The sequence below is a fragment of the Bradyrhizobium sp. GW821-FHT13H05 genome, assembly GCF_058804065.1.
The window spans coordinates 80,209-104,962 of the sequence record NZ_JBXAPO010000004.1; the positions used below are offsets into that span (position 1 = coordinate 80,209).

At 65.1% G+C, this 24,754-nt stretch carries 25 protein-coding genes; 9 read left to right on the forward strand and 16 right to left on the reverse strand.

Annotated elements, in window-relative coordinates:
* Positions 1–53: 53 nt before the first annotated feature.
* From AC1RR3_RS13730 to AC1RR3_RS13760, 7 genes are all read left to right on the forward strand, one after another.
* The gene (locus AC1RR3_RS13730; RefSeq protein ID WP_492823349.1) at positions 54–1,412 is read left to right on the forward strand and encodes a formimidoylglutamate deiminase; all 1,359 of its coding nucleotides are present in this window, start codon (positions 54–56) and stop codon (positions 1,410–1,412) included.
* A complete protein-coding gene (gene hutC, locus AC1RR3_RS13735; protein WP_492823351.1) occupies positions 1,409–2,137 on the forward strand; it encodes a histidine utilization transcriptional repressor HutC in 729 nt (242 codons plus the stop codon). The genes AC1RR3_RS13730 and hutC overlap by 4 nt, the downstream gene beginning before the upstream one ends.
* A 115-nt stretch (positions 2,138–2,252) precedes the next feature.
* The gene (locus tag AC1RR3_RS13740; RefSeq protein WP_492823353.1) at positions 2,253–3,197 is read left to right on the forward strand and encodes an ABC transporter substrate-binding protein; all 945 of its coding nucleotides are present in this window, start codon (positions 2,253–2,255) and stop codon (positions 3,195–3,197) included.
* 67 nt (positions 3,198–3,264) lie between these two features.
* Positions 3,265–4,038: an ABC transporter permease gene (locus AC1RR3_RS13745; protein WP_492824219.1), complete on the forward strand. Its 774-nt coding sequence runs from the start codon at positions 3,265–3,267 to the stop codon at positions 4,036–4,038.
* Positions 4,035–4,820 (forward strand): ABC transporter ATP-binding protein, encoded by a 786-nt coding sequence (locus AC1RR3_RS13750; RefSeq protein WP_492823355.1) that lies wholly within the window; start codon positions 4,035–4,037, stop codon positions 4,818–4,820. The genes AC1RR3_RS13745 and AC1RR3_RS13750 overlap by 4 nt, the downstream gene beginning before the upstream one ends.
* A complete protein-coding gene (locus tag AC1RR3_RS13755) occupies positions 4,813–6,045 on the forward strand; it encodes a Zn-dependent hydrolase (RefSeq protein WP_492823357.1) in 1,233 nt (410 codons plus the stop codon). The genes AC1RR3_RS13750 and AC1RR3_RS13755 overlap by 8 nt, the downstream gene beginning before the upstream one ends.
* A gap of 18 nt (positions 6,046–6,063) precedes the next feature.
* Complete coding sequence (locus tag AC1RR3_RS13760) at positions 6,064–6,777, forward strand: phosphoribosyltransferase (RefSeq protein ID WP_492823359.1); 714 nt, start codon at positions 6,064–6,066, stop codon at positions 6,775–6,777.
* Between the two features lie 23 nt (positions 6,778–6,800).
* Here AC1RR3_RS13760 and AC1RR3_RS13765 read toward each other — a convergent pair whose 3' ends face one another.
* The 15 genes from AC1RR3_RS13765 to AC1RR3_RS13835 form a co-directional block, all read right to left on the reverse strand.
* Positions 6,801–7,715: an acyl-CoA dehydrogenase family protein gene (locus AC1RR3_RS13765; protein WP_492823361.1), complete on the reverse strand. Its 915-nt coding sequence runs from the start codon at positions 7,713–7,715 to the stop codon at positions 6,801–6,803.
* Positions 7,716–7,720: 5 nt separating this feature from the next.
* The gene (locus AC1RR3_RS13770; protein ID WP_492823363.1) at positions 7,721–8,866 is read right to left on the reverse strand and encodes an acyl-CoA dehydrogenase family protein; all 1,146 of its coding nucleotides are present in this window, start codon (positions 8,864–8,866) and stop codon (positions 7,721–7,723) included.
* Between the two features lie 6 nt (positions 8,867–8,872).
* Positions 8,873–11,014: an acetate--CoA ligase family protein gene (locus tag AC1RR3_RS13775; RefSeq protein WP_492823365.1), complete on the reverse strand. Its 2,142-nt coding sequence runs from the start codon at positions 11,012–11,014 to the stop codon at positions 8,873–8,875.
* Positions 11,011–11,826 (reverse strand): SDR family NAD(P)-dependent oxidoreductase, encoded by an 816-nt coding sequence (locus AC1RR3_RS13780; protein ID WP_492823367.1) that lies wholly within the window; start codon positions 11,824–11,826, stop codon positions 11,011–11,013. The genes AC1RR3_RS13775 and AC1RR3_RS13780 overlap by 4 nt, the downstream gene beginning before the upstream one ends.
* Before the next feature lie 25 nt (positions 11,827–11,851).
* The gene (locus tag AC1RR3_RS13785; protein ID WP_492823369.1) at positions 11,852–13,060 is read right to left on the reverse strand and encodes an ABC transporter substrate-binding protein; all 1,209 of its coding nucleotides are present in this window, start codon (positions 13,058–13,060) and stop codon (positions 11,852–11,854) included.
* A 227-nt stretch (positions 13,061–13,287) separates the two neighbouring features.
* Positions 13,288–14,010, reverse strand: a complete 723-nt coding sequence (locus tag AC1RR3_RS13790) for a TetR/AcrR family transcriptional regulator (protein WP_492823371.1) — start codon at positions 14,008–14,010, stop codon at positions 13,288–13,290.
* An 82-nt stretch (positions 14,011–14,092) separates the two neighbouring features.
* Positions 14,093–15,031, reverse strand: coding sequence for an SMP-30/gluconolactonase/LRE family protein (locus AC1RR3_RS13795; RefSeq protein WP_492823373.1), 939 nt, complete (start codon positions 15,029–15,031; stop codon positions 14,093–14,095).
* A 17-nt stretch (positions 15,032–15,048) separates the two neighbouring features.
* Entirely contained in the window at positions 15,049–15,786 is a 738-nt protein-coding gene (locus tag AC1RR3_RS13800; protein ID WP_492823375.1) for an ABC transporter ATP-binding protein, read from the reverse strand.
* Positions 15,779–16,561, reverse strand: a complete 783-nt coding sequence (locus tag AC1RR3_RS13805) for an ABC transporter ATP-binding protein (RefSeq protein WP_492823377.1) — start codon at positions 16,559–16,561, stop codon at positions 15,779–15,781. The genes AC1RR3_RS13800 and AC1RR3_RS13805 overlap by 8 nt, the downstream gene beginning before the upstream one ends.
* Complete coding sequence (locus AC1RR3_RS13810) at positions 16,558–17,532, reverse strand: branched-chain amino acid ABC transporter permease (protein WP_492823379.1); 975 nt, start codon at positions 17,530–17,532, stop codon at positions 16,558–16,560. The genes AC1RR3_RS13805 and AC1RR3_RS13810 overlap by 4 nt, the downstream gene beginning before the upstream one ends.
* A complete protein-coding gene (locus AC1RR3_RS13815; RefSeq protein ID WP_492823381.1) occupies positions 17,525–18,415 on the reverse strand; it encodes a branched-chain amino acid ABC transporter permease in 891 nt (296 codons plus the stop codon). The genes AC1RR3_RS13810 and AC1RR3_RS13815 overlap by 8 nt, the downstream gene beginning before the upstream one ends.
* Positions 18,416–18,417: 2 nt before the next feature.
* Entirely contained in the window at positions 18,418–19,317 is a 900-nt protein-coding gene (locus AC1RR3_RS13820; protein WP_492823383.1) for an NAD(P)-dependent oxidoreductase, read from the reverse strand.
* 4 nt (positions 19,318–19,321) lie between these two features.
* Positions 19,322–20,071: an SDR family NAD(P)-dependent oxidoreductase gene (locus tag AC1RR3_RS13825; protein ID WP_492823385.1), complete on the reverse strand. Its 750-nt coding sequence runs from the start codon at positions 20,069–20,071 to the stop codon at positions 19,322–19,324.
* A gap of 82 nt (positions 20,072–20,153) precedes the next feature.
* Positions 20,154–21,359 carry an ABC transporter substrate-binding protein gene (locus AC1RR3_RS13830; RefSeq protein ID WP_492823387.1) on the reverse strand — a complete coding sequence of 402 codons (1,206 nt, stop codon included), beginning with the start codon at positions 21,357–21,359 and terminating at the stop codon, positions 20,154–20,156.
* Positions 21,360–21,432: 73 nt separating this feature from the next.
* Positions 21,433–22,251: an HpcH/HpaI aldolase/citrate lyase family protein gene (locus tag AC1RR3_RS13835; RefSeq protein ID WP_492823389.1), complete on the reverse strand. Its 819-nt coding sequence runs from the start codon at positions 22,249–22,251 to the stop codon at positions 21,433–21,435.
* 111 nt (positions 22,252–22,362) lie between these two features.
* On the opposite strand from AC1RR3_RS13835, the gene AC1RR3_RS13840 reads away from it, so the two are divergent.
* Both AC1RR3_RS13840 and AC1RR3_RS13845 read left to right on the forward strand, forming a co-directional pair.
* Positions 22,363–23,091, forward strand: coding sequence for a GntR family transcriptional regulator (locus tag AC1RR3_RS13840; RefSeq protein ID WP_492823391.1), 729 nt, complete (start codon positions 22,363–22,365; stop codon positions 23,089–23,091).
* The gene (locus AC1RR3_RS13845; protein ID WP_492823393.1) at positions 23,088–23,663 is read left to right on the forward strand and encodes a cysteine hydrolase family protein; all 576 of its coding nucleotides are present in this window, start codon (positions 23,088–23,090) and stop codon (positions 23,661–23,663) included. Before AC1RR3_RS13840 ends, AC1RR3_RS13845 begins: the two co-directional genes overlap by 4 nt.
* Positions 23,664–23,701: 38 nt before the next feature.
* On the opposite strand, the gene AC1RR3_RS13850 is transcribed toward AC1RR3_RS13845, so the two are convergent.
* Positions 23,702–24,721, reverse strand: coding sequence for an ABC transporter substrate-binding protein (locus AC1RR3_RS13850; protein ID WP_492823395.1), 1,020 nt, complete (start codon positions 24,719–24,721; stop codon positions 23,702–23,704).
* Positions 24,722–24,754 lie beyond the last annotated feature (33 nt).

Consider the following 24,754-nt stretch of genomic DNA (forward strand, 5'->3'; position numbering starts at 1 on the left):
TATATGTCTAGACATATAATCGTGGGGCGGTTCTGTCCAGCCGGCGTGTAAACATGACCCGACTGCATTTCGCCTCCGCGCTCCTGCCCTCGGGCTGGGCCAATGACGTGCAGGTGGTGATCACCGCCGGCGCGATCGCGGAGGTGACGCCGGGCGTGGCGCCGTCCGCCGGCGACGAGCGCCATCATATCGCGCTTCCGGGACTTGCGAGCCTGCACAGCCACGCATTCCAGCGCGGCATGGCGGGGCTTGCGGAACTGCGCGGCGATTCCACCGACACGTTCTGGACCTGGCGCGAGACGATGTATCGCTTCGCGCTCGCGATGACGCCGGATGACGTCGCCGCCGTCGCGACGCAGCTCTATGTCGAGATGCTGGAGCAGGGTTTTACCCGCGTCGGCGAATTCCATTATCTCCACCATGATCGCGACGGCTCACCCTACGCCGACCTTGCCGAAATGGCCGGGCGCATTGCGCAGGCTGCCGAAGCATCGGGTATAGCTCTGACGCTGCTGCCTAGTTTTTACGCGCACGGCGGCTTCGGCGGCGCAGCGCCACATGCCGGCCAACGCCGTTTCATCTGCTCGGTCGATCGGTTCGCCGCGCTGATGGCAGCGTCGCGCAAAGCGATCGCAACATTGCCGGGGGCCAATATCGGCATCGCGCCGCACAGTTTGCGCGCGGTGGCGCCGGACGAGCTCGCGGCGATCATTCCGCTTGCCGATGGCGGGCCGGTGCACATTCATGCCGCAGAGCAGGTGAAGGAAGTCGAGGATTGCCTTGCTTGGTCGGACCGGCGGCCGGTGCAGTGGCTGCTGGAGCACGCACCTCTCGACCAGCGCTGGTGCCTCATCCACGCAACCCACACCACAAGCGAGGAAGTCAGCGCGCTCGCGAAGACCGGCGCGGTGGTGGGCCTCTGCCCCATCACCGAGGCCAGTCTCGGCGATGGGATTTTTTCGGCTCGCGAGTTCCTCGATGCCGGCGGCCGGTTCGGCGTCGGCACCGATTCCAACGTATTGATCGGCGTCGCCGACGAGTTGCGCCAGCTCGAATACGGCCAGCGGCTCAAGCATCGTCAGCGCAACGTGCTCTCAGGCAGCGCCGGTACGTCGACAGGACGCACGTTGTTCGATGATGCACTCGCCGGTGGTGCGCAGGCACTGGCGCAGGCAACGATCGGCCTCGTCCCCGGCGCTCGCGCCGACATCGTGACACTCGACGGCGAACATCCGTCGCTCGCAGGTCGAAGGGGCGACGCTGCCATCGACGGCTGGATCTTTGCCGCCGGCAGCGGCGCGATCGATTGCGTCTGGGCCGGCGGCGACAAGGTGGTCGAAGGCGGACGGCACCGGCTGCGCCAGGCCGCGCGCGAGCGATTCAACGCAGCGGTGCGGAGGCTCGTCGCATGAGCCTCGCCACAGATGCCACCGACCAGCCGACGCTCTACAAGCGCATCCGCGCCGACATCGAGAAGCGCATCCTGACCGGCGAGTGGCCGCCAGGCCACCGCATCCCGTTCGAGCACGAACTGGTCGTACGCTACGGCTGCTCGCGCATGACGGTGAGCAAGGCGTTGACGGAGCTCGCGCAAGCCGACCTGATCGAGCGCCGACGTCGCGCCGGTTCCTTCGTGCGCCGGCCACAACATCAGTCGGCCGTGCTCAAGATCGCCGACATGCGCGCCGAGATCACGGCGCTCGGCCGCAGCTATGGCTATGAGCTGATCCATCGCAAGCTGCGCGCGGCGACCGCCGCCGACCGCGAGCGTCTCGGCGTCAAGAAAGCCGGCAAGGTGGTCGCGATCAGCTGCCGGCACAGCGCCGACAACGTACCGTTTGCCGTCGAGGACAGGCTGATCGATCTGTCGTCCGTGCCGGATGCTGCGACCGCGGATTTTTCGCGCGAACCACCCGGCTCGTGGCTGCTTCATCATGTCCCATGGACAGAAGCCGAGCATACGATCAGCGCCATCGTTGCGGACGTTCGCACGGCGGAAGCGCTCGACATCGCCATCGGCGCGCCCTGCCTCGTGATCGACCGCTACACCTGGCGCAGCGCGCGCACGATCACCGCCGTACGGCTGCTCTATCCCGGTGACTCTCACCGCCTTGTCGCCCGATTCAAGGGAGGTTGAGAGGAGAATGTCGGCACAATTCGTGCAACGCTTCGGGCAAAGATCCATGCAATCCGGATCGAAATAGACAGATCAACAGGACGTCAATCCATCGATCGGCAAGAGGACGACAATCATGCGTAATTCAAAGGTATTTGCGACAATCATTGCCCTTGCGGCCTCCACTCCCGTGCTCGCCGACGACGTCAAGGTCGGAATCGGCATTTCCGGATGGACCGGCTTCGCGCCGCTGACGCTGGCGAAGGAGGCCGGCATCTTCAAGAAGAACGGCCTCGACGTCACCATCAAGAAGATCCCGCAGAAGGACCGCCACCTCGCGATCGCTTCCGGCGATGTCCAGTGCGCGGCAACGACCGTCGAGACCTGGATCTCCTGGAACGCCAACGGCGTTGCGACCAAGCAGATCTTCCAGCTCGACAAGAGTTTTGGTGCCGACGGCATGGCCGTGCGCAACGACGTCACATCGATCAAGGAGCTGAAGGGCAAGACCGTCGCCGCCTCCGCGCCCGGCACCTCGCCCTATTTCGCGCTGGCCTGGATGCTCAAGAAGAACGGGCTGACGGTGAAGGACGTCACCGTCGTGAACCTCGAGCCGGCGGCCGCGGCCCAGGCCTTCGTCTCCGGCCAGAACGATGCCGCGATGACCTACGAGCCGTATCTGTCGACCGTGCGCGCCGCGCCCGACAAGGGCAAGATCATCGCGACCACGCTCGACTATCCGATCGTGATGGACACCTTCGGCTGCACGCCGAAATTCCTCAGCGAGAATCCGAAGGCAGCCCAGGCGCTCGCCAACAGCTATTTCGAGTCGCTCGACATGATCGCCAAGGACCAGGCCAAGGCCTATGAGATCATGGGCACCGACGTGAAGCAGACCGGCGAAGCGTTCGGCAACTCGGCAAAGTACCTGCGCTGGCAGGACAAGGCCGCGAACCAGAAGTTCTTTGCCGGCGACTTCCTGACCTTCAACAAGGAGGCTGCCGAGCTCCTGCTCGAGATCGGCATCATCAAGGCTGCGCCGAAGGTCGAGGACCTCTACGACGCCAGCTTCATCAAGTAAATTTCTGCAAGCTACCGGCTCCGCCAGGAGGCGGAGCCGGTGCACGACCATTCGGATAGACAGTTTGATGCGTCCCTTGGATCCCGTGACATCGAGGCAGCGCGTGGCCTATGGCCTCGCGTTCTTCGTGCTGTTCGTTGCCCTCTGGTCCTGGGCGACGTTCGGCGGCCATGTGTCGAAGACCTTCCTCGCCAACCCGCTGACCATGGTGCAGGAAGGTTACGACCTCTTGGCCAAGCAGGGATTCGGCTACGACATCGGCATGACGATCTGGCGTGTCGTCGGCGGCTTCGCGCTCGCCGCGATCATCGCGGTGCCGTTCGGCGTGCTGATGGGCGCCTACAAGCCGGTCGAAGCCTTCCTCGAACCGTTCGTCTCCTTTGCACGCTACCTGCCGGCCTCCGCCTTCATCCCGCTCCTGATCCTGTGGGCCGGCATCGGCGAGCTGCAAAAGTTGCTGGTCATCTTCATCGGCTCGGTGTTCCAGGTCATCCTGATGGTCGCCGTGACGGTCGGCGCGACGCGGCGCGATCTGGTCGAGGCGGCCTATACGCTGGGAGCCAGCGACCGTGGCGTCATCCGCCGCGTGCTGCTGCCCTCCTCCGCGCCGGAGATCGCGGAAATTCTGCGGCTGGTGCTGGGCTGGGCCTGGACCTACGTCATCGTCGCCGAGCTAATCGGCTCGTCCTCGGGCATCGGCCACATGATCACCGACAGCCAGGCGCTGCTCAACACCGGCCAGATCATCTTCGGCATCATCGTGATCGGGCTGATCGGCCTCCTCTCGGACTTCATGTTCAAGGCGTTCAACGCCTGGCTGTTTCCATGGAGGCTTGCATGACCACGCTCAAGATCGAGCAGGTCTCGCGGACCTTTCCCGCCCGCCACGGCGACGCGCCGACCAAGGCGCTGGAGCCGACCGATCTCACCATTGGCAACAACGACTTCGTCACCATCCTCGGCCCCTCCGGCTGCGGCAAGTCCACGCTGCTTCGCATCGTCGCCGGGCTTGACCGCCCGACCACCGGCCGCGTCACGCTCGACGGGCGCGAGGTAACCGGTCCGGGCGCCGATCGCGGCATGGTGTTCCAATCGTACACCCTGTTCCCGTGGCTCACTGTGCGCGAGAATATCGCCTTCGGCCTGCGCGAACGCGGCGTCTCCGAGACAGAGCGGCACAAGATCGCCGACGCCTTCATTCGCCAGGTCGGATTGTCCGGTTTCGAGAACCACTGGCCCAAGCAGCTTTCCGGCGGCATGCAGCAGCGCACGGCAATCGCACGCGCGCTTGCCAATGATCCAAAAATCCTGCTGCTCGACGAGCCCTTCGGCGCGCTCGACAACCAGACCCGTGCCCTGATGCAGGAAATGCTGCTCGGTATCTGGGAGCGCGACCAGAAAACCGTGCTGTTCGTCACCCACGACATCGAGGAGGCGATCTTCCTCGGCAGCCGCGTCATCGTCATGAGCGCGCGTCCGGGCCGCATCAAGGCCGAAATTGCGGTGGACCTACCGCATCCGCGCTCCTACAAGATCAAAACGACGCCCGAATTCGTCCAGCTGAAGGAACGGCTGGTCGAGGAAATCCGTACCGAGGCGCTGAAGGTTGCCGAACATGCCTGACACTCAGTCCCGCGCCAATGGCGAGCGCGTTCTTGCCGACCTCAATGCGCTCCGTGCCATCGGCGCCTATAAGACCGGGGTACACAAGCCGACCTTCTCCGAGCCACACAAGCTTTCGCTGGACTGGCTGGTGCGGAAATTGCCCGATGCGGGTCTCTCCGCGACGCTTGACGGCATCGGCAATGTGTTCGGGACGAGCACGAAGGCAGGTCCGAAACTGCTGGCGGGCTCCCATCTGGAAAGCCAGAACTACGCCGGCTGGCTCGATGGCCCGCTCGGCGTCGTCTATGCGCTCGAAGCCGCCCGCGTGCTCAATGCCGATGCCTCGCTGAAGGGCGCGGTCGAGGTCGCTGCCTGGTGCGACGAGGAAGGACATTTTGGCAGCTTCCTCGGTTCGCGCTCCTATGTGGGGCAAGTGACCGAGGCTGAAATCGACGCCGCGCACGACCGCACCAACGGGCGGCCCATGCGCGATGCGCTCGCCGACGTGGGGCTCGCTGGACGCGCCCGTGTCGCCGTCGAGACGGGGCGGCACGTCGGATATCTGGAGGCACATATAGAGCAAGGCGACACGCTGGAGAGCGGCAAGCTCGCGGTCGGCGTCGTGACCTCCATCGTCGGCATCTGGCAGTATCGCATCAATTTCACCGGCGAGCAGAACCACGCCGGCACGACCCGCATGGCCGCACGCAAGGATGCCGGCCTTGCGCTGGCGAAGTTCTGCGTGGCGATCGACGAGCGCTTCCCGGCCGCTTGCGGTCCGCGCACCGTCTGGACCACCGGCCGCATCACGCTCGATCCGGGCGCGCCGAGCATCATTCCCGGGAGTGCCGAAATGCTGTTCCAGATCCGCGACGATAATCCGGCCATCATCGCGCGACTCGAGGAGCTGCTGCGCACGATGGCCGATGAGGTCAACGCGAAGGGCCGCTGCAACGTCACCGTGGAAAAGATTCGCACCGGCGCGCCCGCGATGATGGACGCCGGCTTTCAGGACGCGATCGAAGCTGCGAGCAAGGCCGTCGCCGGCGGACGATCCCTCCGCATGCTCAGTGGCGCCGGGCACGATGCACAGATGCTTGCGACCGTCATGCCCGCGGCGATGCTGTTCGTGCCGTCGATCGGCGGCATCAGCCATCACTGGACCGAGAACACTGCGGACGACGACATCCTCACCGGCGCGCACGTCTTCGTCGACGCCTGTCGGCGAATCCTCGGTGGCTAGGCGTCCGATGCCGGCATCATGAGCACGAGCGAAACTTATACCGAGGCGACAACCGGCTATTGGCAGGAGCTGACGCCGGAGCTCCCCGCCCGTTTCTCGGCAACGCCGCCCTATCGCTTCGGCTATCCCGCCACCCTGCCCTGTGGCCGTGTCCTCGTTCTGCCGCTACGTCAATTGCCCGACAGCGACCGCGCCGTCGCCTCGCTCATCGCCAACCAGGCTTCAAACCTCGTCGTGGCCGCGCTCGCAGACCACATGGCGACGCAGGCGCGCGCACTGGAAGCCGAGATCATCGTCGGACTGCCGACCCTTGGTCTTGCCTTCGCATCGCTGGTCGCCGAACGCCTCGGGCAGCCGCGCTATGTCCCGCTCGGCTACTCGCGCAAATTCTGGTACGACGATGCGCTGTCCGAGCCCGTGGCGTCAATCACCAGCCCCGAGGTCGGGAAGAAGCTGCGGCTGGATCCGAACCTGCTGCCCCTGATCGAAGGCCGCCGCGTGGTGCTGGTCGACGATGCGATCTCGACCGGCGCGACCGCGATTGCTGCGATACGCCTGTTGCAGACGATCGGCGTCGACATTGCCGGCATGGTCGTCGCGATGAAGCAAACCAATCGCTGGCAGGCCTCGGTCGCGCCGCTTGCGGTTCGAGCGGTCTACGGGTGCCCGCTCTTCCAGCGTAGCGACGCCGGCTGGATCCCGCTGACAGAGACGCAGCCCGCCATTCCCTGATTGGCCGGGCGTCTCGCCCGATGTCACCAGGCGAGGTCTGCCAGTTCGCGATTGCTGCGCGAGGCGCCACCGAACTCCGATTTGAGCAGTTTTGCGCGATAGGTCCAGCGATACAACGGGTGCTCCAGCGTCAGACCCATGGCGCCAAGGAATTGATGCAGATCGTAGACGATGGGGTCGACCACGGTCTGCGCATAGGCGAGCGCCGTGACGGCGTCGGCATGCGTGGCGCTGCCGCTGCCGGCCTTGAACGCCAGCCATTTGGCCGCGGCGATCTTCGAGGCGCAGGCGGCGAGCCGGTGTTGCACCGCTTGGAACGCACCGAGCGGCCGGCCGAACTGGCGGCGGTCGGTGACGTGCTCTACGACGGCGTCGAGACCGCCCTGGAGCACGCCACTGATCTCCGCAGCGGCGGCGAGCTGGGCGAGGCGCCGCGCCAACATTGGATCGGCGACAGTGCACGACCGCGCAAAGCAGCGCTCGGGATCATGAATCCGGCCCATGGGATAGGCGAAATAGGAATCGACGACCTCGATGTCGTCCGGCGAGACCGGAAACCACGACGCGCCGGCCTCCGACAGGACGAGGACGGCGCGCGCAACCGGCAGGAAACGCACCGCTTGCCTCGGATCGCCCGTCAGCACTGCGAGCGGTCGTGATGCATCGGGGCAGATCAGCGGACGGATCACGGCTGATGCCGCGACCTCGGCGATGGCGGCACTGCGACAAACCTCGTGTACAATGAGCGCCGCCGTCGACACACCGAACTCCGGATAGGATGCCGCGTCGAGCACGCCATTCTTGTCCAGATCTGCATCGAGTTCGAGATCGAAAGACGCCTTGCCGCTCCCAAGCACGAGCCGGCTTTTCGCCCGGGAGAGAACGGCGGACACCGTCGTGAGCAGCGCGTCCTGGTCGTCGCTGATATCGAGAAACATGCGCCCTAGCTCCGCGGCAGGTTCAGATAGTCGGACGCGACGATGCCGAGCTGGATCTCGGCCGCGCCCGAGGCGATCCCGGCCGCGATCGCGCGTTCATGATGCGGCTTGAGCAGCGGCAGAACGTCGCCCGAAAACGCCTCCGGAAGAAAGTCGAGCGCGAAATTGGCGACCGCGTGATCGGCCTCGACAATGGCGACGCGCGCCAGGGACGATTCCGAGTTCGGTGGCAAGCCGCGCGAGCGCTGGTCCACCACGCGGTAGACCAGCATGCGCGCCGCTTCGCAGGCCGCGAGCGCCTGCCCGGCCCTGAACCTGACGATATCGTCGTTCCACGAGCCGTTTGCCTTCAACAGCTCGACCATCTCGCCGAGCACGCGGGTGGAGAGCTGATAGCGCGGCAGGCCGATACGCTCGTTGGCAAGTGCATAGGTGATCAGCGACCAGGCCTTGCCTTCCTCGCCGAGCATGCTGGAGACGGGAACGCGAACGTCCTGGAAGAACACCTCGTGCAGGTCGCCGTTGCCGACGAGGGCCGGAATCGGCCGCACCGTGATGCCCGGCGTCTGCATCGAGATCAGGAAGATGCAGATGCCGTCCTTCCGGCTACCGTCGGTGCGCGCGAGCAGGAAGCAGTGCTGGGCGAGGCCGGCATAGGAGGTCCAGACCTTGGAGCCGTTGATGACGAAATGATCACCGTCGCGGTCGGCACGCGTCCGTAGCGAGGCAAGATCGGAGCCGGCGGAGGGCTCCGAAAAACCCTGGCACCACACCGCGTTGCCGGCAGCGATCTCCGGGATGTAGCGCGCCTTCTGCTCCGCGGTGCCGAAACGCAGGATGGTCGGGCCGATCCAGTTGACGTTCATGTATTGCGGGCCGCGCGGCTCGCCGACGGCCCACATCTCCTCGCCCAGGATGAAATGCTCCCACACCGAGCTGCCGCGGCCGCCATGCTCCTTCGGCCAGTGCGGGACGAGCAGGCCGGCCGCCGCGAGTTTGGCGCAGAAGACGCGGGAGAAATCGGTCTGCTGCTTCGAGCCGGGCCCATGGCGCGCGATGGTCTCCCAATCCGGCGGCAGTTCGCGCGCGAGAAACGACCTGATCTCGTCGCGAAAGGCCTGCTCGCGGGCACTCCATTCGAAATTCATCATCCCCTCTCAGGCGTTCGGGCCGATCACGGCGAGGCCATCGACCGCGACAACGGATTCGCCGCGGCAGATCAGCGGATTGACGTCGAGCTCGCGCAGGCGATCGCGGTGGGCACAGGCAAGCGCCGAGATGCGGCTGATCGTGCGTGCGAGCACCCTGCGATCGGCCGGCGGCGAGCCGCGGAATCCGTCAAGGATCGCGGCGCCGCGAAGCCGGGCGAGCAGCCGCAGGACCTCGTGCTCGTCGACCGGTGCAAGCGCCGTCACGCTGTCGCGCAGAAGTTCGGTCAGGACCCCGCCGAGGCCGATGACGATCATGGGTCCGAATAGCGGATCATTGTTCACGCCAACGATGATTTCCACGCCCGCCGGGACCATCTCCTGCACGATCACGCCCCGCAGCTGCGCCGTCGGAGCCGCTCTGGCGCAGGCCGCCATGATCTGATCGTAGGCTTCGCGCACGGCCGTATCGCCCTCGACACTGAGCAAGACCCCGCCCGCGTCCGACTTGTGCGCGATATCAGGGCTGTCGATCTTCATGGCGACCTTGGCGCCGATTGCGCGCGCAGCCCGCACCGCGTCATGCGCGCTGGTGACCGTGATGTCGCGCGATGTCGCAATGCCGTAGATCGCGAGCAGCGCCTTGGTCTCGGTCTCACCGAGCACGGTCTCCTGCGACGGCAGCAGCGCGGCGGCGCGAGCCTTGCGCTCCGCATCGACCACGAACCCGACCGGCAAATGTGCCGCGCGTTCGGCCCGCGCAGTCCAGGCAGCAAGCGTCGAAAAGCAGCGATCCATCGAGCGGAAGATCGCGATGTTGGGATCGCGCTCGATCACCTCGGAACCTGGCCCCTCCAGATATTGCGTCAGCCACACCGCACAGATCGGCTTGCCATGTTTGCCGGCGAGCGCGCTGAGATGCGGAAGCCGTTCGGTCGCGGGCCCATAGGCATAGGTACAGCCATAGACCAGCGCGCCGTAACCCGTATCTGAGAGAAGCGCGTCCGCGCAATCCATCAGCGACTCCGAATCCGAGATCACCTGTGCGGTGACATCGCACGGATTGCGCGGAGCCCCGAATGGCGGAATGCGCGCCTCCAGCACGGCGCGCACGCGCGGCTCCGGTTGCGGCAGGGGCACGCCGTGCTGCTCGGCACTGTCTGCGCCCATGATCGCGGCACCGCCGGAGCCTGCGAGCACGGCCACGCCTTGTGCCGTCGGCCGTCCCACTTTGCCAAAGAAGGCGGCGGTTTCGATCAGATCCTCGAAATTATCGACGACGACGGCACCGCCGCGCTCCAGCAACGCGCGCCAGGACGCGTTTGAGCCGGCGAGCGAACCGGTGTGGGACAGGGCGGCGGTGGCGCCGGTCTCTCCGGTGGCGAGCTTGAACACGATCAGCGGCTTGTCGTTCTCCCATGCGCGCTCGGCCGCCGCGAGCATCTTCAGCGGGTCCGCAACACCCTCGAACGCGCAGGCGATAACGGCGCAGGCCGGATCTTCCGCCAACACGGCAATCCAGTCGGCGACGTCAACATCGCCGGAATTGCCCGATGTCAGCACATGGCTGAACGACACGCCGCGCTCGATGGCCTGGGCCAGCGCAAAACCGAGCGCGCCGGACTGGCTGACGAGCCCAATCGCGAATGGCGCCAGCGGCCGCGTTTCCGGCACCGCCGCAAAGGTGATGCGGGCGCCGCTGGTGTAATTCAACAGCCCGACACAGTTCGGCCCGAGCAGACGAAGATTTGCCTCCCGTGCGCGGCGCACGATGCGGTTCTGGATTTTGATCGCCTCGCTGGTGCCGATCTCGGCAAACCCCGAAGCGTAGAGCATGACGCTCGGAACGCCGGCCGCAATGCAGGCCTCGATGATCGGCTCAACGGTCGCCGCAGGCGTCGTGACCACGGCAAGATCGGGAATCGCCGGCAGCCCGCGCAAGCTCGGATAGCACGGCGCGTCACCGATCCGGTCGTATTTGTCGTTTACCAGAAAGCTGCGGCCGCCGAAAAAGCCTTTCAGATTGGCTGCGGTGCGCGCGCCGAAGGACGCCGGGCGCGGCGAGGCGCCGATGATCGCGACGCTTCCGGGATCGTAGAGCGGCTTCAGGTCAACGCGGCGATACGGCACAAGCCGTCCCGATGACGTCATGACACGGCCGAAGCGTCGTGCTTCGCCTTCGCGATCTTGTGCAGATAAGCGAGATAGCCGAACGGGATGCGGCTTGCGCCATTGGCCTGGATGACGACGCCAGAGATCCAGGCTGCCTCATTGGAGGCGAGATAGACGCAGAGCGGGCCGATGTCATCGGGCGTGCCGAGCCGCCCGAGCGGCACGACATCGATCTGCTTCTGCGCTCGCGGGCCGGACATGAACTCGGAATTGTCCTCGGTGAGCACCAGCCCCGGTGCGATCGCGTTGACACGGATGCCGAGATGGCCCCACTCCACCGCCATGGTTCCTGTGAGGTTGTCGACGCCGGCCTTGGCCGCGCCGTACTGGCCCGTCATGGGGTTTGGCTGCGAGGCCGAGCGCGAGGTGATGTTGATGATGGAGCCACTTGCCGTCATCGCGCGGGCCGCGGCCTGCGCGGCGAAGAAGGTCCACTTCAGATTGAGATCGACGACCCGGTCCCACTGCCCCTCGTCGAGATCGATCAGCGGTCCGACATCCTCGCGCGCGGCGCTGCCGGCATTGTTGACCCAGATGTCGAGCCGGCCGAATTCCGACAGCGCCCGGTCGACGATAGCCTGGGCGGCGCCGGGCCGTGCGATGTCGTTGGCGAGGACCCGCGCATGACCACCCTGCTCACGGATCATCGCCGCTGTAGCTTCCAGTGGCGTTGAGGTGCGTCCCGTGCAGATCACGGTCGCGCCCGCCTGCGCCAAGGCAAGGCTGATGCCCTTGCCGATACCGCGTCCACCGCCGGTGACCACCGCGACTTTGCCCGTCAGGGAAAACATGACCAGCTCCTTCAGGATCCCGGGATCAATCACTGCCAACGAGATCGCCGAAGAGCTGCCAGTTGCTTCCCTCGAAGCGCATCAGCTGCCATTGCTTGATCGGCGCGTAATCCGTCGGCGACGTCGATATCTTGATCCCAGGCAGCAGCGTGCCGACCTCGACATCTCCAAGGCTTGCGGCCTGCCGCATGACGTTCTCGCGGCTGAGATCGTCGCCACACTGCTTCAACACCTGCACCAGCAGCAACGCCGGATTGTAGCCGTTGATGATCAGCGTGTCGGTACGATTGGCATCCGGCAGGTATTTGTCGAGAAAGGCGTTCAGCGCTTTGAAGTCCGCATCGTCCTTCCATCTGGCATCATTGGGATCCTTGAAATAGGTCGCCGAAACGATGCCTTGCGCGTTCTCGAATCCGACCGGCTTGATCACGCTGCCGATCGAGGCTGAGGCAAAGCTCAGAAGCTGGAGCGGCTTCCAGTTCAGCTCGTTGATCTTCTTGATCGCCTGGGCCGCGAATTTCGGCGTTGCCATGTTGAAGACGACGTCGGCGCCGGTGGCCTTCAGCTTCACGATGTGCGAGTCGATGGTCGGCTCGGCAACGTCAAAGGATTCCTCTGCGACGATCATCGCCTGCGCCTTGTCGCCGAGGCCGGCCTTGATGCCCTTGAGGTAGTCCTTCCCGAAATCGTCGTTCTGATAGAAAATAGCGATCCTGGCGCCCGGCCTCTCTTTCAGGACGTATTTCGCGTAAGCCTTTCCCTCGGTTTCAAGCGAGGGCGCGAAACCCATGCTCCAGGGAAAGTTCTTCGGATCGTTCCACTTTGCGGCCGCGCTTGAGACGAAGAGCTGCGGCACCTTTTTCGCGTTGAGATATTTCTGCACGGCGGAGTTGGTGGGCGTGCCGACCGCATTGAACATGAAGAGCACCTCGTCGCTCTCCACGAGCTTGCGGGTCTGCTCCACCGTCTTCGGCGGCGAATAGGCGTCGTCATACGACAGGAATACGATCTTCCGGCCGTTGATGCCGCCCTCCTCGTTGATCTTGCGGAAATAGGCCTCTCCTGTCTTGGCGATGAGGCCGAAACCCGAGGCCGGCCCGCTATAGGCCGCCGTGTTGCCGATCTTGATCTCGGTGTCGGTGACGCCCGGGCCGTACTTCTTCTCTCCGGCCGAGGCCTGGAGACCGAATGCCAGCAACGCTCCGAACGCGATGATGCCCGCTCTGATCGTCACCTCTTTCCCTCCGCAACATCTGTTTCAGTTGTCGGCGGGTTAGCTATCACGTTAGTTGCTTGCTGACTAGCAAGTAATTGAGCCGAGACCACGCCTGGGATGCGGGCGGCCGTGCGGCCCCGCGCCGCAGCAGCTCGGTCCGGTGTCGAAAGGCTCCTGAGGCGAGGGAACGCTGCCATTCCCGGCAGACGTCAAGCAGGCGCGGACGGCCGGAAGCAAACCGGCGCTCAGCGCGCAACTCTCCGAGGCGCGGACCTGGTTCTGACAGGGGCGCGGACCTTGCTCTTGCCAGAGGTGGCGGGCTTCGAGGTCGGCTCCGTCATGCGGTCGATGAAGAGGTCGGCGACGAACTCTGCGTCCTCGCCGAGCTTTCTGGTATCACCGGTCACCAGTGCCTGGATGCAGATGCCGCTGATCGCGCCGGAGATCGCCCGCACGTTCTGCTCGATGTCGACGTCCTTGCGCAATTCGCCCATCTTGCGCGCCTGCAACAGATAGGCGCGGAGATTGTCGCGGTAGAGCGCGTGCAGCTCGGCGATGCGCGGCTTCAGTTCCGGCACGGTGCCGGTGGAATCCACGATCAGATGGTAGAGCGCGATCGCCGAGTCCGGCATGTCGCGGACCGCCTCCATCTGGATCCGGATGCGCTCGGCGAGCGCCGCGCAACCGGTGCGACCATCGATCCGCCGCTCGACCTGGCGCATGAAGCGCTCCTGGATCGTGTCGATCACGGTCTCCAGGAGGTTGAGCTTGGTGCCAAAGCGCTGCACCGGAAGGCCACGGCTGTAGCCGGCCTCGACGCCGATATCGGCGAGGCTCGCGCCGGACGTGCCGTGCCGGCCGATCAGCGCCACCGCCGCCCGCAGCATTCGCCGGTCGGACTCCTTACGCCGCCGCTCCTTGGAGCCGATGATCGGCGCCGCCTTCCCTGTGTCGCTACCGGCAGTCACGAACCGTCGATTCCCCTCACCCGCGATGAAACCGCGGGCACGGTACACGGGGGTGGGAGGTTTGTCAGTGGGGTCGGCGGCGCTATCTGCGCGCTGTACGGGGATCGTTGAGCGCAAGGCCGGGCCTCGGCCAGTCCACCGTGATGAGCCGGCCGGTACCGGACAGCGTGATGAAGGCGGTACGCATATCCGGGCCACCGAAGCAGATGTTGGTGCAATAGACCTCGTCGGCTTCGTGAAACTCGATCAATTTGCCGGCCGGCGAGAACACGCTAACCCCACCACGTACCAGTGTGGCAACGCAGATGTTGCCGCCCTCCTCGACTGCGAGCGAATCGAAGCGCTGATAACCCGGCAGGCCGTGCAACAATCGGCCGCCATTGGGCGACGGCCAGGGCTCCTTGAGGACCTCGCCCTCACCCGTGATCGGATAACTCCAGATCCGGCTGGTCTCGGTTTCGGAGACGTAGAGCGTGCGTCCGTCCGGCGACAGGCCGATGCCGTTCGGCGTCATGATCGGAAAGATTGCTTCCCGGATCATGGAGCCGTCAGTACGCGCATAATAGACCGCACCGCGGTCCATCAGCCGGCCATAGGTCTTGCCGAGATCGGTGAACCAGAAGCCACCTCTGTCGTCGAAGACGATGTCGTTCGGCCCTTTCAAATGAACGCCGCCGCAACTGTCGTAAAGGGTTTTGACCGCGCCGGTATCGAGGTCGACCTGCTCGATGCGTCCCGTCATGTAGTCCTCGGCGCGGCCCGTCGGGCGAGCAAAGTTGCTGCTGTCCCTGTGCCAGGAGAAGCCGCCATTGTTGCAGACGTAGCATTTACCGTCCGGACCAATGGCGGCGCCGTTCGGGCCGCCGCCGAGATGCGCGATCACCTCTTTCCGGCCCGACGGAAGCACGCGCGTCAGCCGGCCGCCCTCGATCTCGACGACGATGACGCTGCCGTCGGCGAGCGCGACCGGCCCTTCGGGAAAGGCCAGTCCATTCGCAATCTCTCTGCCCTCGAGGCGCATCGCGTCACTCCATATCCTTAGGCCGGCGCCGGCTGGCCTGCGCCGAGATAAGCGTCCACGACCTCGGCCCGGCTTGCCGGCGTCGCGAGATCAGCCGCGCTGCGATGGCCCACGATGGCGCCGTTGCGCATGAAATAGAGCTCGTCGGCAACCTTCATGGTCATGCGGAAATTCTGCTCGACCAGCATGATGGCAAGGCCGGTGTCCTGCTTGATCGTGACAAGGCGCTCGAACACGCGCCGGATCAGGAGCGGCGCCAATCCCAGCGACGGCTCGTCGAGCAGCAGCAGCCGCGGTGCGCTCATCAGGCCGCGTCCGATCGCGAGCATTTGCTGCTCGCCGCCGCTCAGCATCCATGCTGGTGATTTCAGGCGGTTTGCGATCTCGGGAAACAGATCCAGCATGAGATCGCGCCGCTGCCGCTGCACGCGCGCATCGAGGAAGAAACCGCCGAGCAGGAGATTTTCGGCAACCGTGAGCGAGCCGACGATTTGACGCCCTTCGGGGACATAGACGATCCCGCGCTTCACGCGCTGCCGCGCGGCGAGAGCTCCGATGTCTTCGCCGGCAAAGCGGATCTCGCCCTCTGCCGGCACCAGGCCGGCGATCGCCTTGAGCACCGACGACTTGCCCGCGCCGTTGGCGCCGAGCAGTGCCACCACGCCTTTTTCCGGCACGGAAAGATCGACGTTTTCGACAACACGCGCCCTGCCGTAGCTGACCGAGAGACCGCGTGCCGAGAACAGCTCAATCATCGGCATCGTCTCCGAGATAGACACGGATCACGTCGGAATGCGCACGGATCTCTGCGGGCGTGCCGTTCGCGATCATCTTGCCGAAATTGAGTACATAGATGTGCTCACAGAGCTCCATGATCAGGTCCATGTCGTGCTCGACGACGAGGAGCACGAGGTCGGGCCGCATCAGCCGCTTCAAAGCCCGCATCAGATCGCGCGTCTCGACGGCGTTCAGTCCCGCAGCCGGCTCGTCGAGCAGGATCGCCTTGGGCTCGCTGGCAATGGCGCGCGCGATCTCGGCGAGACGCAGCGTCCCTGGCGGCAGGTCGGACGGTTTCTGATGGGCGGCAGACGCAATGCCGAGCTCATTCAGCGCCGCCATGGCGCGGCGCTCAGTGTCCTTCTGCTCGATCCGTTGCGCCGGCGTCGGCACGAAGGCGCTGAACCAGCCGGACCGCCGCTTGAGAGTGAGACCGACGAGGACGTTTTCGAGCAGCGACAGATCAGGACACATTGCCAGATTCTGGAAGCTGCGGGTGATGCCGCATCCGGCGCGCTGGGCGGGCCCCATGCCGTCCAGCGGCCTGCCAGCAAAACTGCTGTGGCCGCGCTGGCCGCGGTAGAGCCCGGTGAGACAGTTGAACAAGCTGGTCTTGCCCGCACCATTGGGTCCAATCAGGCCCGTGATGACGCCGGGCCGCAACGTCAGCGAGACATCGCTGAGAACCTGAAGTCCGCCGAATCCGAGCGAGATCCCCTCGGCGACGAGCCCGCTGCCGGCGGCTACCGTCATCGTACCCTCCCGCCCGGCAGGAAGCGGCGCAGATCGCCGGCATTCGCCACCAGCGTGACGACGACGAGCGCCACGCCATAGAGGATCGGGACCCAGTCGCCGGCTTTCGCGAGATAGGTCGGCACCAGCGTGATGAAGGCGCCGCCGACGAGCGCGGCGGGCAATGACAGCCTGCTCAGACTGACGACCGAGCCGACCAGCAGGAAGACGCCGCTGAAGAAAGTGAAGCTGTTCGGCGAAACGGTCGAGGACGCAAAGCCCGTCAGCGCCCCCGCAAGCGAGGCCAACGCAGCGCTCACCGTAAAGATCGAGATACGCGCCCAGCTCCGCGTGATCCCCATCGCCTCGGCCGCGCGCGGCTGGGCCTGCGCCATCAACAGCGCCAAGCCTTGCGCCGACTTGCGGAAATGCGCGAGCGCGAGACAGACGACAATCAGAACGACGAGAGCGACGTAATAGCGCTGCAACGCCTTGGAGACGCCGGGGACCAGGTCCTGCGCGATGTAGAGACCTTCGAAACCGCCGGTGAACTTCTCGAAGCCGATCAGGATCTCCGGCAACGCAAGCGCCAGCGCCATGGTCGCCACCGCCAGATAGATGCCGGACAATCGCCGCGACGGAAACGCGAATGCAAAACCGGCGCCGGCACCGAGCAATACGGCCAGCGGCAGGCTCACGGCGATCGACAGGCCGAGCCGGTGCTCGACAATCGCGACCGCATAGGCGCCGAGCGCCACGAAGAAACTGTGTCCGATCGACACCTCGCCGCCGTAACGCACCAGCATGCTGACGGAGAGAACGGCGAGCGCATTGGCAAAGCACAGCGACAGGCTGTAGAGCAGGAAGCCGCCGGCAAGGAGCGGCAGCAGCGCCAGCGCCGCGACCAAGACGAGCATGGACAGGCGCGCGATATCGACGTGACTGCCGCGGGCGGACGCGCCGACCTTGGACGCGTGGGCGAAATCAGACACGGCCACCGATCGCCCTTTCCAGCAGTCCGTTGGGGAAGAAGTTGAGCGTCAGCAGGATCACGCCGAGCAGGAACGTGTTCATGAACTCCGGCGAGACGTAGAACGAGAACAGGTTCATGGCGACGCCGACCAGGATGCCGCCGACGGCGGCGCCCGGCAGGCTCGAGAAACCGCCGACCACGGCTGCGGTGAAAGCCTGCAACATGAAGGACGGCACCGTCGTCGAGCTCAGGAACGTCGTCGGCACGATCAACAATGCGGCGACGAGGCCGAGGACGGCGCCCGCGAGCCAGGAGAACAGGTGGACCGAGCGCAGGTTCAGCCCGCAGACCTCGCAGGCGAACGGGTTGGTGGACACCGCGCGGAACGCAACACCGAGCTTGGTGCGCTCGATGATCACGAACAGGCCGCCGACGATGACGAGCGTGACGACGAGAACGGCGAGATCATAGGAGGAGATACGGATCGCGCCGAGGCTGAAGTTGAGGCGGGGCACCGGGAGGTCGAGATTGACGATGTCGGCACCGAACACCAGCTGCACGGCGCCTTGCAGGATCAGCCCGACGCCGAGCGTTGCGATGGTCGAGGCGAGATCGGACTTGAAGACGATCGGCGCGATCAGGGCATAGCTCATAACCGCAATCGCGCAGGCTATGCCGAGCGCCAGTGCCACCGCACTGCCCCAGGACAGGCTGAGCAGGCTACCGCTGGAGAAGCCGTAGACCACGAAGGCGCCGAGACAGGCAAGATTGCCGTGCGAGAAGTTCACGACGCGCGAGCTCTTGAACACCATGACGAGGCCGAGCGCGCCGACGCCGTAGAGGCAGCCGGATATGAGGCCGGACCAGAGCAACGGCGGGATGTCTCGGATGAATCCCGCCACGCTCACCCCTGCCCTTCGTCCGGCACGCCACCCTGCTCGATGAACTCGATCACACCGGGGAAATAGCGCCCCGAGAGCCCCTGACGGCAGGCGGCGTCATAGTAGCGGCGCGCAAGCTCGGCGACACCGGGGCGGACGCCGGTGTCGGAAGCCAGCTGAAGCACGTAGTCGAGGTCCTTCAGCACGTATTCCGGCGGGAAGGCTTTTGCCGGAAAATTGCGCGGCAGCATCGCCTTGGTACCGTGATTGCGCAGCACGAAGCTGTCGCCCGACCCCTTCGAGACGGCGCTCAGCAGCGTCTCGGGCTTCACACCGGCGCGCTCGCCGACCACCATCATCTCGGCCAGCGCCAGCGTGTGCTCGAACACCAGCGCATTGTTGATCAGCTTGACGACCTGGCCACAGCCGACCTCGCCGCAATGGGTGACGTCGGACCCGATGTAATCGAGCAGCGGCTTGATCCGTGCGAACACGGCCTCCTCGGCGCCGACCATGATGCTGAGCTCGCCACGCTGCGCGGCCTCTCGCGTGCGCGCCACCGGCGCATCCGCGAAGGCAAAGCCCTTGGCCTTCAGGTGCTCGGATACGCTGCGCGCCAGCGCAACGGGCGTGGTGCTGAGATCGACGATCGTGGTCCGCGGCCGCGCCGCCTGCGCGATCGCGGACGAGACCGCTTCCACCTGAGGTCCGCCGGGCAACGACAGGAAGATGACGTGCGCGTCGGCAGCAAGCGCTTCGAGGGAGGCGGCCGCCTCCGCCTTGGTGTCGGACAGCGCCGCGATCGCCGCCGGATCGCGGTCGAGCATCAGCACGCGTCCGGCATGCTTCTTCGCCATGTTCCGACACATCGGACCGCCCATGACGCCAAGCCCGATGAAGCCGAGGGTCTCTGCTGCGCTCATGATGTCAATCCATCAACATGCCGCCATTGACGTCGAGCACCGTGCCGGTGATCCAGTTCGACGCCGGCGAACAGAGGAAGAGAATGCTCTGGGCGATATCCTCGGGCTGGCCGAACCGTCCGAGCGGCACGTTGCCGTTCGCCGACGGCGCGGCGCGATCGGTGACGGTCGCCCACATCGGCGTCTCGACCGGACCGGGCGCGATGATGTTGGCGTACACGCCCTTGGCCGCGCCGTTCTTGGCGACCCATTTCATCAGGCCGTGCACCGCCGATTTCGCCGCAACATAGGCGGGCCCTGACGCGACGCCCCCGATCTTGGCGGCTATCGAGCCCAGCGCCACAATCTTGCCGAAGCCGCGTTCGGCCATGACAGGATAGAGCTTGCGGACGGGATTGACCGTGCCCATCAGGTTGACGGCGAGGATCTTCTCCCATTCCTCGTCGGTCGACTGCGCCAACGGCGTGTTGGCAATCGTGCCGGCGCAGAGCACCAGGATGTCGATCCTGCCGCGCGCCTTCAGCTCGTCATCGATCAGCTTCTCGGTCGCCGCGCGATCCGTCACATCGCAGCGACGATAGCTTGCCCGCTCGGGGAACTTGCCGCCGTCCTCGACAATGTCGGTCGCGATGACGTCGGCGCCTGCCGCACAGAACGCGGCGACGACGGCGCGGCCGATGCCGCCGGCAGCTCCCGTGATGAGGGCAATTTGTCCGTCGAGACGCGAGGGCCCGCTCAAGGGCGATCCAGCCATGTCGTACTTTCCTTGTTTTTCTTGGTAGCTAACACGAGCAGCGGGCGACAATGTCTTGCGGCCACCCGCTGAAACGAAAGGCTCAGGCCGGCTTGGCGTCGAAGGCCACCGCCGGATAGGGCTTGAAGTCGCGCACCATGACGAAGGAGCCCTGCGCTTGCAGGATCGCCTCCTGGCGCGTGCCGCGGTGGTCGGCGCCGGTGAAGGTCACCTTGCGCGCGCCGCCCACCGAGGCATTGCTCAGCGTATTGCCCGCCTCGATCAGATTGGCGCGCGTGATCGGCTTGCCGCTGTCGACCAACGCGCCGAAGATGCTGCCGAACAGCGCGGCATTGCTCCAGCCGTTGAGGCCGAACACGCCGACCGGATCGTTCGGATAGTATTTTGACACGGCCTCCCGATAGGCCTTGATCTCGGGCTCGCCACTGTCGACCGGCAGCAGCCATGACGAGAAGTAGACGCCGTTGAGGAGGTCGCCGGTCAGCTTGTAGGTGGCGGGATCGGCGGTGAAGAAGGGCGCGAACCAGGTGAGCTTGACGCCCTGGCGATCGGCCGCCTTCAGCGCGGCCGCGAGATTGGCGTTGGAGCCGAACAGGATTGCGGCCTGGGCTTCAGAGTTCGCCACCCGACGGATGTGCGGCGTGAAGTCGGTGGTCTTCACCTCGAACGGCACCGACTCCGCCGCCGTCAGCTTGTTGGCCTCCATGAAGAGATCGAAGCCGCGCTTGGCCGAGCGACCGAGCTCGTCGTTCTCCCACAGCAGCGCGATCTTCTTCAGCTTGAGATCGTTGACGGCGAACTCGGCATTCGAGGCCGCCGACCAGCCGTAATCGGGCAGGAGCGGAAAGATGTTCGGCTCGGCGAAGAAGGCGCTGGCTCCGCCGATCGGCCCGATCATCGCAAGGCCGTTTTCCTTGGCATAGGGAATGACGGCGACGTTGGTGGCAGTGCCCACGGCAGCCACGAGCGCGAAGATGTGGTTGTCCTCGACGAGGCGCCTGACGGCGGCAACGCTGCGGGCGGGATCGTAGCCGTCATCGAGTGTCACATAGTTGATCTTCCAGCCCTTGATGCCGCCGGCCTCGTTGACGCTCTTGAAATACGCGTCAGCCGCATGGGTCAGGATCGCATAGAACGGGACGGGTCCGGTGATCGGCGTGAACCCGCCGATGGTGATGGTCTTGGCGGCGGCATCGACCCCGATCTCGTCGGCGAGCAGCGATGTGCCGGGATAGGCTGACGCGAGCGCAGCGGCGCCCGACAGCTTGAGAAAGTCACGCCTCTTCATAGGCCCTCCCCGGTATTTGTTTTTCTCCGATCATCTTTAGAGCGAGGAACCTGTCCGGTCAATAGAAAATGCATTATGCATTATGTGACAATGGCGCCTCGCTGGCCAGGATCAGTTCGGCGCGACGGATGACTGGAGCATCGATCATCTTGCCATCCAGCGCCACCGCAGCGCCGCCTGCGCCTTCGGCGACCTCCATCACGCGCCGCGCCCACTCAAGTTCGTCGGCCGTGGGCAGGAAGACATCATTGACCAGCTTGACCTGGGCCGGATGGATGCAGAGTTTGGCCCCAAAGCCCAGCGCCTTGGCGCGACCGACCGCCGCCCCGAATGCCGCAGGATCCGTCCAATTTGTCGTCACTCCGTCGACCGGCGCCGCCAATCCAGCCAGCCGCGACTCAAGAACGATTTGCAGGCGCACCGGATCGAGCTCCTGCGCAGTCTCGGTCACGCCGGCATCGATGCCGAAATCGAGATTGCCGAAGGCAAGTTGCGAAACCAGGCCGCTCTTGCCGATGCTCCGCAGCTCCGCATATCCCCTGACCGTCTCGATGAGCGCAATCACCTGACAGGGTTGATCCAGCAATCCGACCAGACGATTGAGGGCTCCAGGCTCAGCCTTCGGCAGCATCAGCTTGGTCACGCCGGCACGGCGGATCATGTCCATGTCCGCGGCGAAGAACGGACTATCCGCGCCATTCACGCGCACGATTGCATCAGCCCGCCCTGCCCACTGCGCGATGAAGCCGCGCGCCGCCCCCTTGTCGACCGGCGCCACCGCATCCTCGAGATCGAGGATGACCTGGTGGGCGCCGGACGCGACCGCCTTGTCGAAACGCTCCGGCCGGTTGGCGGGGACAAACAGGAAAGAACGGGACAAAGCGCTGGACATTCGACGTCAACCTCGATTATGCATCATGCATTATCGTTTGTATTTCTATCCTCTCTGGGAGAGCGCGTCTATGGTAGTCGCGGGCAAATCAGGCGGGGGCGGCGGCATCCAATGGAATATCGGACCAAAGAGGAGCAGGTCGCTGACTATCTCCGCGAGGGCATCATCTCGGGGCGGCTGCCGCGTGGCGCCCGGTTGAAGCAGACGGAAATCGCGCAGGAGCTCAAGATCAGCATCACGCCGGTTCGCGAGGCGCTGAAGCTGCTCGAGGCGGAAGGCTATCTCGCCAGTGACTCATATCGCGGCGCGACCGTGGCGCCGTTCGACGTCGAGGCTTCCACCGAGATCCTGAAGCTGCGGATCACGCTCGAAACCCAGCTGGTCGAAAGCGCCGTGCGCAACATCACCGCCGAGGAGATATCGGAGTTGCGCGAGCTGGCGCGGCAGTTCGAGGAAGCCGCGCTCGCCAATGACAGCACGTCGGCGCGCGGCATCAACTATCGCTTCCATCGCCGCATGTACGATTTCGCGCGGCTGCCGAAGACGCTGCATTTCGTGCAGGTGTTGTGGGCGCAATATCCGTTCGACGTCATCAACCGCATCGGCGGCCGGGCGCTACGCGCCGCCAGGGAGCATAACGACCTCCTGAAGAACGTGATCGAGGGCGACGCCGTAAGCGCCATGCTGACGATGCGGCAGCACATCGAGACCGGCTGGACCGAGCTGCGCAACAGCATGCCCGCAAGGTCCGAAAATCCCGTCAAATCCAAGAAGCCTGAGAACAAGAATCCTGAGAACAAGAGTCCTGAGAGCAAGAGCTCTGAGAAGGAGACGCTATGAAACCGATGCTGCTCGTCATGGACATGCTGAACGACCTCGTTCACGAGAACGGCGCCGGGGCCAAGACCTACGTTCCGCTGATGAAGGAGCGTGACGTGCTCGGCCGCACCAAGGCTGTCATCGCGAAGGCACGCGCGGCCGGCGTGCTGATCGGCTATGTCCGGGTCGGGTTCTCGCCCGACTACCGGGAATGCCCGCCCAATTCGCCCATCTTCTCGCGTGCCAAGGGCGCCGGCCTGTTCAAGCTCGGTACCTGGGGCACCGAGGTGCATCCCGACCTCACGCCGGAGGCGGGCGATTGCGACATCGTCAAGCATCGGGTCAGCCCGTTCTACGGGACGTCGCTGGAGCCGATCCTGCGCGCCCAGGGCGTGACCGACCTGATCCTGACCGGCGTCTCCACCAACGGCGTGGTGCACACCGGCGCGCGTGAAGCGCACGACCGCGACTATGCCTGCACGGTGCTGGAAGACTGCTGCGCCGGCGGGACGACCGACGAGCACGACAGCGCCCTGCGCTGCCTCGCCCGCTTCGCCGCGATCAAGACCAGCGCGGATGTGAGCTTCGGGTGAGCCACCCTCCCCGCTCTTCGCGGGGCGAGGTGAAGAAACTAAGTTCCCAGCCAGCGCGGATTGATCGCCTGCTGGTAGGTGACGCCGCGCACGGCGTCGCTGAATTTCAGCTCGAACTCGATGTTGTGCGCGAACTGCTGCTCCGACAGCGTCGGCGGCACCGAGACGGTCATGCGCTGGTCCGACACCGTATGCTTGATCAGCGCTATGTCGGTCTGCTGGAAATAGCGGTCGTGCAGAACCTGGCCAGCCGTGTCGGGATCGTTGCGGATCAATTCCGATCCCCTGGTCATGCCACGAACGAGCGGCGCAACCACATCCGGGTTCTTGTCGAGGAAATCCGGTCGTCCGCACAGCACGGTGTAGAGAAAATTCTCGATGCCGGGCACTTCGCCGTGCGACGGGCGCGCGGCCCAGACGGCAAGGCCATCCTCCACCGCCTGGTTGTTGGCGGGCGCCGTGGTGTTGAACCCGTCGATCTGGCCGGAGCGCAGCGCCAGATACATCTTGTCGAGCTTGACCACCGTGAGGCTGACATCCTTCTCGGGATCGAGCCCGCCGAGCGACAGCAGATAGCGCCAGATCTTGTCGGTGCCGCTGCCGCGACCGGAGATCGCAAGCGTCAGGCCCTTCATGCGGGCCATGCGCTCCTTCAACGGCATCTCCGGTGCAAGGCCGATCTTCTCCGCAGTCTTCCGGCTGACGACGGCGTCGCTCGCATATTGCGACATCAGCGGCGCGAAGGCATTGATCTTCTGCCCCTTGGCAACCGCCAGGATCGCGTCGCTCATGACGAGACCGGCGACGTCAACGCTGCCGCCAAGGATCGCCGCCATGCTGTTGGTGCCGCTGCCGGTATCGATCAGGGAGACGTCGAGGCCAGCGTCCGTCATGAAGCCCGCCGCCGTTGCCACCAGCAGCGGCAGATAGGCGAATGTGTAGCCGCCGATCGCGATCGTGACCGGCTTGCCGCCCGCACCTTGCGCCAGGCTTCGCGTCACCGAGCCGGCCAGCGCGCCTCCGGCAATGCCGCCCAGCATCGTCCGACGTGTGATCATGGTGTCCTCCCATTATTCTTGTTGTGGCAAAGT

What these genes read in the sequence shown, in the direction of transcription:
- AC1RR3_RS13730 (WP_492823349.1), top strand. Translation starts at nt 54, where the DNA reads ATGACCCGACTGCATTTCGCCTCCGCGCTCCTGCCCTCGGGCTGGGCC.
- hutC (WP_492823351.1), top strand. Translation starts at nt 1,409, where the DNA reads ATGAGCCTCGCCACAGATGCCACCGACCAGCCGACGCTCTACAAGCGC.
- AC1RR3_RS13740 (WP_492823353.1), top strand. Translation starts at nt 2,253, where the DNA reads ATGCGTAATTCAAAGGTATTTGCGACAATCATTGCCCTTGCGGCCTCC.
- AC1RR3_RS13745 (WP_492824219.1), top strand. Translation starts at nt 3,265, where the DNA reads ATGCGTCCCTTGGATCCCGTGACATCGAGGCAGCGCGTGGCCTATGGC.
- AC1RR3_RS13750 (WP_492823355.1), top strand. Translation starts at nt 4,035, where the DNA reads ATGACCACGCTCAAGATCGAGCAGGTCTCGCGGACCTTTCCCGCCCGC.
- AC1RR3_RS13755 (WP_492823357.1), top strand. Translation starts at nt 4,813, where the DNA reads ATGCCTGACACTCAGTCCCGCGCCAATGGCGAGCGCGTTCTTGCCGAC.
- AC1RR3_RS13760 (WP_492823359.1), top strand. Translation starts at nt 6,064, where the DNA reads ATGAGCACGAGCGAAACTTATACCGAGGCGACAACCGGCTATTGGCAG.
- AC1RR3_RS13765 (WP_492823361.1), bottom strand. Translation starts at nt 7,715, where the DNA reads ATGTTTCTCGATATCAGCGACGACCAGGACGCGCTGCTCACGACGGTG.
- AC1RR3_RS13770 (WP_492823363.1), bottom strand. Translation starts at nt 8,866, where the DNA reads ATGATGAATTTCGAATGGAGTGCCCGCGAGCAGGCCTTTCGCGACGAG.
- AC1RR3_RS13775 (WP_492823365.1), bottom strand. Translation starts at nt 11,014, where the DNA reads ATGACGTCATCGGGACGGCTTGTGCCGTATCGCCGCGTTGACCTGAAG.
- AC1RR3_RS13780 (WP_492823367.1), bottom strand. Translation starts at nt 11,826, where the DNA reads ATGTTTTCCCTGACGGGCAAAGTCGCGGTGGTCACCGGCGGTGGACGC.
- AC1RR3_RS13795 (WP_492823373.1), bottom strand. Translation starts at nt 15,031, where the DNA reads ATGCGCCTCGAGGGCAGAGAGATTGCGAATGGACTGGCCTTTCCCGAA.
- AC1RR3_RS13800 (WP_492823375.1), bottom strand. Translation starts at nt 15,786, where the DNA reads ATGATTGAGCTGTTCTCGGCACGCGGTCTCTCGGTCAGCTACGGCAGG.
- AC1RR3_RS13805 (WP_492823377.1), bottom strand. Translation starts at nt 16,561, where the DNA reads ATGACGGTAGCCGCCGGCAGCGGGCTCGTCGCCGAGGGGATCTCGCTC.
- AC1RR3_RS13820 (WP_492823383.1), bottom strand. Translation starts at nt 19,317, where the DNA reads ATGAGCGCAGCAGAGACCCTCGGCTTCATCGGGCTTGGCGTCATGGGC.
- AC1RR3_RS13825 (WP_492823385.1), bottom strand. Translation starts at nt 20,071, where the DNA reads ATGGCTGGATCGCCCTTGAGCGGGCCCTCGCGTCTCGACGGACAAATT.
- AC1RR3_RS13830 (WP_492823387.1), bottom strand. Translation starts at nt 21,359, where the DNA reads ATGAAGAGGCGTGACTTTCTCAAGCTGTCGGGCGCCGCTGCGCTCGCG.
- AC1RR3_RS13835 (WP_492823389.1), bottom strand. Translation starts at nt 22,251, where the DNA reads ATGTCCAGCGCTTTGTCCCGTTCTTTCCTGTTTGTCCCCGCCAACCGG.
- AC1RR3_RS13840 (WP_492823391.1), top strand. Translation starts at nt 22,363, where the DNA reads ATGGAATATCGGACCAAAGAGGAGCAGGTCGCTGACTATCTCCGCGAG.
- AC1RR3_RS13845 (WP_492823393.1), top strand. Translation starts at nt 23,088, where the DNA reads ATGAAACCGATGCTGCTCGTCATGGACATGCTGAACGACCTCGTTCAC.
- AC1RR3_RS13850 (WP_492823395.1), bottom strand. Translation starts at nt 24,721, where the DNA reads ATGATCACACGTCGGACGATGCTGGGCGGCATTGCCGGAGGCGCGCTG.